This window comes from Stenotrophomonas sp. (genome assembly GCF_050737075.1).
Taxonomy (GTDB): Bacteria; Pseudomonadota; Gammaproteobacteria; order Xanthomonadales; family Xanthomonadaceae; genus Stenotrophomonas.
In genome coordinates this window covers 1-3,940 of the sequence record NZ_JBOHXV010000166.1, presented here as the reverse complement: position 1 = coordinate 3,940, position 3,940 = coordinate 1, and the positions used below count along the sequence as shown (strand labels likewise).

General features: G+C 67.7%; 4 protein-coding genes. 1 reads left to right on the top strand and 3 read right to left on the bottom strand.

Going from position 1 to position 3,940, the window contains the following annotated elements; genetic code table 11:
- Nucleotides 1-363: 363 nt before the first annotated feature.
- Nucleotides 364-1,215, bottom strand: a complete 852-nt coding sequence (purU, locus tag ACREPD_RS21845) for a formyltetrahydrofolate deformylase (protein ID WP_431601239.1) — start codon at nucleotides 1,213-1,215, stop codon at nucleotides 364-366.
- Nucleotides 1,216-1,296: 81 nt separating this feature from the next.
- Nucleotides 1,297-1,566: a DUF2798 domain-containing protein gene (locus tag ACREPD_RS21840; protein WP_431601238.1), complete on the bottom strand. Its 270-nt coding sequence runs from the start codon at nucleotides 1,564-1,566 to the stop codon at nucleotides 1,297-1,299.
- Nucleotides 1,567-1,703: 137 nt separating this feature from the next.
- On the opposite strand from ACREPD_RS21840, the gene ACREPD_RS21835 reads away from it, so the two are divergent.
- Entirely contained in the window at nucleotides 1,704-2,630 is a 927-nt protein-coding gene (locus ACREPD_RS21835; protein WP_431601237.1) for a LysR substrate-binding domain-containing protein, read from the top strand.
- 45 nt (nucleotides 2,631-2,675) lie between these two features.
- On the opposite strand, the gene ACREPD_RS21830 is transcribed toward ACREPD_RS21835, so the two are convergent.
- On the bottom strand, nucleotides 2,676-3,782 hold the full coding sequence (locus ACREPD_RS21830; protein ID WP_431601236.1) for an NADH:flavin oxidoreductase/NADH oxidase: 1,107 nt from the start codon (nucleotides 3,780-3,782) through the stop codon (nucleotides 2,676-2,678).
- Between the last annotated feature and the right edge of the window lie 158 nt (nucleotides 3,783-3,940).

Genomic DNA, 3,940 nt, shown 5'->3' with positions numbered 1-3,940 from the left:
ACCTACCGGGTAGGTCACGACCGTTGGTCGTGACCGGCTTCCACAAGCAATCCGTTACAGGACCACCACCGAGCGTGCCCGTTGAGGATGATGCGGTGTGCTCCACATGCCGGCGCACCCCGGAAAAAGCAAACCCCCTTGCGGGGGTTTCGCGGATGCCCTTAGGGATCACTCCCATAAAACGGCCAATGCCTGTAACCGGTGGCGGCATCTGAACACCTTAGGCCTTCGCCCAAAGCTCCGTATACATCCAGATGGGGCCAATTTACTCCGCGCTGGACCGAAAGTGTGAAGGGATGGCAACAGCCGGCCAACGGCCGGCGCTACCGTGGGTTGCCGTTGCCGTTTCGCTAACGGAATCAGCTACCGGAACACCACAGTCCGGTGCCCGTTGAGGATGATGCGGTGCTCCACATGCCGGCGCACCGCGCGGGCGAGCACCTGCGATTCGGTGTCGCTGCCCAGCCGCACCAGATCACGCGGCGTCATCGCGTGATCCACGCGCGCTACGTCCTGTTCGATGATCGGGCCTTCGTCCAGGTCTGAGGTGACGTAATGCGCGGTGGCACCGATGATCTTTACCCCGCGCGCGTGCGCCTGGTGGTACGGCTGCGCGCCCTTGAAGCTGGGCAGGAAGCTGTGGTGGATGTTGATAGCGCGGCCGGCCAGCGCATCGCACAGGCGCGGCGAGAGGATCTGCATGTAGCGCGCCAGCACCACCAGGTCGATCTGCTCGCGCTCGACCAGGTCGATGATCTGCTGTTCCTGCGCGGCACGGTTGTCGGCGTTCACCGGCAGGTGGTGGAACGGGATGCCATAGGAACCGGCCAGCGCAGCGAAGTCCTCATGGTTGGAGGCGACGGCCGCGATATCCACCTGCAGCTGGCGGCTGTGGGCGCGGAACAGCAGGTCGTTCAGGCAGTGGCCCTGCTTGCTCACCAGCACCAGCAGGCGGGCGCGGCGGCGCGCGTCGTGCAGCTGCCAGTCCATCTGGAAGTCGGCCGCCAGCCCGGCCATGCGGTGCTGGATGGTCTCGATGGGCTGGCCCGGGTCGCGGTTGAAGTGCACGCGCAGGAAGAACCGACCGCTTTCGTCATCGCCGAACTGCTGCGCATCCAGGATGTTGCAGCCCTGCTCGAACAGCAGGCCGGAGACGCGGTAGACGATCCCGATACGGTCGGGGCATGACAGGGTGAGGATGGAATCAGGGCGCATACGTCGAGTGTAGAGGACAGGTGCCGCGCCCTGCAGGGATGCTGTCAGCTGCAACCAACTGCAGCACGTCAACGCGTCACTTCACCGCGCCGGATGCACGGTGAGCGCCACCAGCCGCATCACCAGCGGGCGCACGGCCAGCACGCAGCAGAAGGCGGTGGGCATGGCCAGCTGGTAGGCGCTGAGCACGCGGGCCGGGAAGTCGGCGTGGATGCCGGCATTGGCGGCGGTGATCACCAGGCACATGAGCATGGCCATGATGGAGGCCATGAAGAACGCGAACACGTACGGGGTGGTGCGGGCGCCGAGCTTCCAGCGGGCGGCGGCCAGGGTCTGCGGTTGTTGCGACATGCGGGGGTCCAGTTCGGCGGCAACCGGCGGTTGCGGGACCGGCACGATAGGTGGCGCACCTTCGCGGCGGTAGACCGGGCCGGATTGGCTCTTTATAAAGTAAATCTTTGCAATGACCCGCCATGATTGGCGCCATCATGAACATTCTGCAGTCAATCCGTAGTTTCATCCGCACCGCCGACGCCGGCAGCCTGGCCGCGGCGGCGCGCACGCTGGGGATCAGCCCGGCGGCGGTGGGGCAGAACATTGCGCGGCTGGAGACCCACCTGGGCGTGCGCTTGTTCAACCGCACCACGCGCACGCTGGCGCTGACCGAGCACGGCGCGCGCTACCTGGCCGAGGTGCGGCATATCGAGCGCGACCTGCAGCGTGCGCAGGCGGCGGTGACCGACCCGGAGGCGATGCCGCAGGGCCGGCTGCGGATTGCCAGCACCTCGGCATTTGGGCGGCATGTGCTGGCGCCGATGCTGCCGGCGCTGCAGGCGCGTTACCCGCGCTTGGCGATCGAGCTGCTGCTGGCAGACCGCAGCGTGGACCACGCGCACGAAGACGTGGATGTGAGCTTCCGGATCGAACCGCAGTTGGTGGAGGGGCTGGTGGCGCGTGCGATTGCGCAGGTGCCGTTCCAGGTGTGCGCCGCGCCTTCGTATCTGGCGCAGGCGGGGGTGCCGGCCACGCCTGAAGAGCTGCGCGAGCATCGCTGCCTGGTGTTCCGCTATCCGGTGGAGGGGCGGTTGTTGCCGTGGGGGTTCGTGCGCGATGGGATCCGCTTCGATGCGGAGATGCGCCCGGCGCTGGTGTCGGATGACATTGATGCGCTGGCCGCGATGGCGGCGGCAGGTGGCGGCATTGCGCGGTTGGCCGCGTTTGTGGCGGCGCCTTGGCTGGCGCGGGGGCAGTTGCAGGTGCTGTTTGCATCGGGCGATGGCGCGCGTACGTCGCCGGAGCCGATGCGGTTGTTTCTGTGCGTTAGCGACCGGCGGGATCTTACGCCGAAGGTGCGGGCGTTGATGCAGCACGTGGTGGATGGGTTGCCTGCCGCTTGGCGGGTGGATGTTGGTTGATTTCAGGCAACGCCCGACCAACGGTCGGGCGCTACCGATTTCCTCTCATGCCGTGGGTGCGATGAACACGCCGCGCGCTTCACGCGGTTCGCAGCGCAGGTACTGCGGCGCCGGGGCGAGTGAGTCGCCCAGTGCGGCGGCGGCGTGCCACGGCCAGCGCGGGTCGTAGAGGATGCCGCGTGCCAGTGCCACTGCGTCGGCATGGCCATGGCGCAGGATGGATTCGGCCTGCGAGGGGTCGGTGATGAGGCCCACGGCGATGACCGGCATCTTTACTTTGGCCTTGATGGCGGCCGCGAACGGTACCTGGTAGCCCGGCTCCAGGGTGATCTTCTGGCGCGCGTCGAGGCCGCCGCTGGAGACGTGCAGGAACTGGCAGCCACGCATGTCCAGGATCTGCGCCAGGGTGCTGGTCTGTTCGATGTCCCAGCCGCCGTCCACCCAGTCGCTGGCGGAGATGCGCACGCCCACGCTGATGCGGTCGGAGACGGCTTCGCGCACGGCGTCGAAGACGCGCACGAGCAGGCGCATGCGGTTTTCCAGCGAACCACCGTACTGGTCCTGGCGCTTGTTGCTCAGCGGCGAGAGGAACTGGTGCAGCAGGTAACCGTGCGCGGCGTGCAGTTCGATGAGGTCCAAGCCGGCGCGTTCGGCGCGGCGTGCGGCGGTGGCGAAGGCTTCGACTACGGCGTCGATGCCGGCTTCATCCAGGGCCTCGGGCGCGGGGCCGTTGGGCGCGAAGGGCAGCGGGGATGGGGCGACGGCGGTCCAGCCGTTGGGGTCGGTCGGGGGCAACGGGCCACCGCCTTCCCACGGGCGCGCGGAGGAGGCCTTGCGACCGGCGTGGGCCAGCTGCACGCCTACCGGCATTGGCGACCACTTCTTGATTGACGCAATCACCTCGGTGAGCGCCGTTTCGGTGGCGTCGTCCCACAGGCCCAGGTCGGCCCAGCTGATGCGGCCTTCGGGCAGCACGGCGGTGGCTTCCAGGATGAGCAGGCCCGCGCCGGACTGCGACAGCTGGCCCAGGTGCTGGCGGTGCCAGTCGTTGGCCAGGCCGTCGGTGGAGGAGTACTGGCACATCGGGGCGATGACGATGCGGTTGGACAGCGTCAGCGGTCCGAAGGAAACGGGGGAGAAAAGCTGGCTCACGGGGGGCGACTCGGGGAGGAAGTATGGAACCGGGGCGTTATTGCACTCTGAAGCGGGGTTGGAGGCAACCTTGTGGGTGGAACGGTGAGGCCAGCGCGGCATGGCCGCGCTCTACCGCGCGGGGCGCGGGTGGGTCGAACGGTGTGGCAGCCGGGCAG